Origin of the sequence: Pseudonocardia sp. SID8383 (assembly GCF_009864975.1) — a bacterium.
Lineage (GTDB): Bacteria > Actinomycetota > Actinomycetes > Mycobacteriales > Pseudonocardiaceae > Pseudonocardia > Pseudonocardia alni.
Genome location: NZ_WWFY01000669.1, coordinates 1 through 813, shown reverse-complemented (window position 1 = coordinate 813; position 813 = coordinate 1). Strand labels below are relative to the sequence as shown.

The window sequence follows — 813 nt, the reverse complement described above, 5'->3', positions numbered from 1 at the left end:
GCGCAGGTCCGGGCCGCCGAGCGGGCGCAGCTTCGCGGGCAGTGCGGTGCGGGCCTCGGCGGCACCGACCGGGACGGCGGGCGGGTGCGTGCCGTCGGGCAGCGAGCGGGTGAGGTCGTCCCCGGTGGCGACGACGACCTGCAGGTGACCGTCGTGGGCGTCCTGCTCGGCGAGCAGGTCCGCGAGACCGGAGCGCAGCGCGGGCAGGAGCGGCCGCAGCATGCTGGATCGATCGAGATGAACGGCGAGGAGGGTGGAGCCCGGGATCGTCACGGCGGCATCATGCCCGACACCCCGCACCCCCCTCGTGACGGGGTGTGACCGCGGTCAGCGCCCGCCGCCCTCCTCCTCCAGCATCTCGGCGGTGACGGCGGACTCGGTGTCGGGGATGCCCAGCTCGGCGGCCTTCTTGTCCGCGGTCTGGAGCAGCCGCCGGATCCGGCCGGCCACGGCGTCCTTGGTCATCGGTGGGTCGGCCAGCTGGCCCAGCTCCTCCAGCGACGCCTGGGTGTGCTCGGCCCGCAGCCGCCCGGCGGCCTGCAGGTGCTCGGGCACCTCGTCGCCGAGGATCTCCAGGGCGCGGCTGACCCGGGCCGCCGCGGCGACCGCGGCCCGCGCCGAGCGGCGCAGGTTGGCGTCGTCGAAGTTCGCGAGCCGGTTCGCCGTCGCCCGGACCTCGCGGCGCATCCGACGCTCCTCCCAGGACAGGACGCTCTGGTGGGCGCCCATCCGGGTCAGCAGCGCGCCGATCGCGTCGCCGTCGCGGACCACGACCCGGTCGGCGCCGCGGACCTCGCGGGCCTTCGCCGCGAC

The 813-nt window shown here is 76.6% G+C and carries 2 protein-coding genes; both read right to left on the bottom strand.

What is annotated here, in order from left to right:
* The coding region (locus GTW08_RS16365; RefSeq protein WP_237453902.1) for a hypothetical protein at nt 1-222 on the bottom strand (222 nt) is incomplete at its 3' end.
* A gap of 105 nt (nt 223-327) precedes the next feature.
* On the bottom strand, nt 328-813 hold a 486-nt coding region (whiA, locus tag GTW08_RS16360), incomplete at its 5' end, for a DNA-binding protein WhiA (RefSeq protein WP_161152177.1).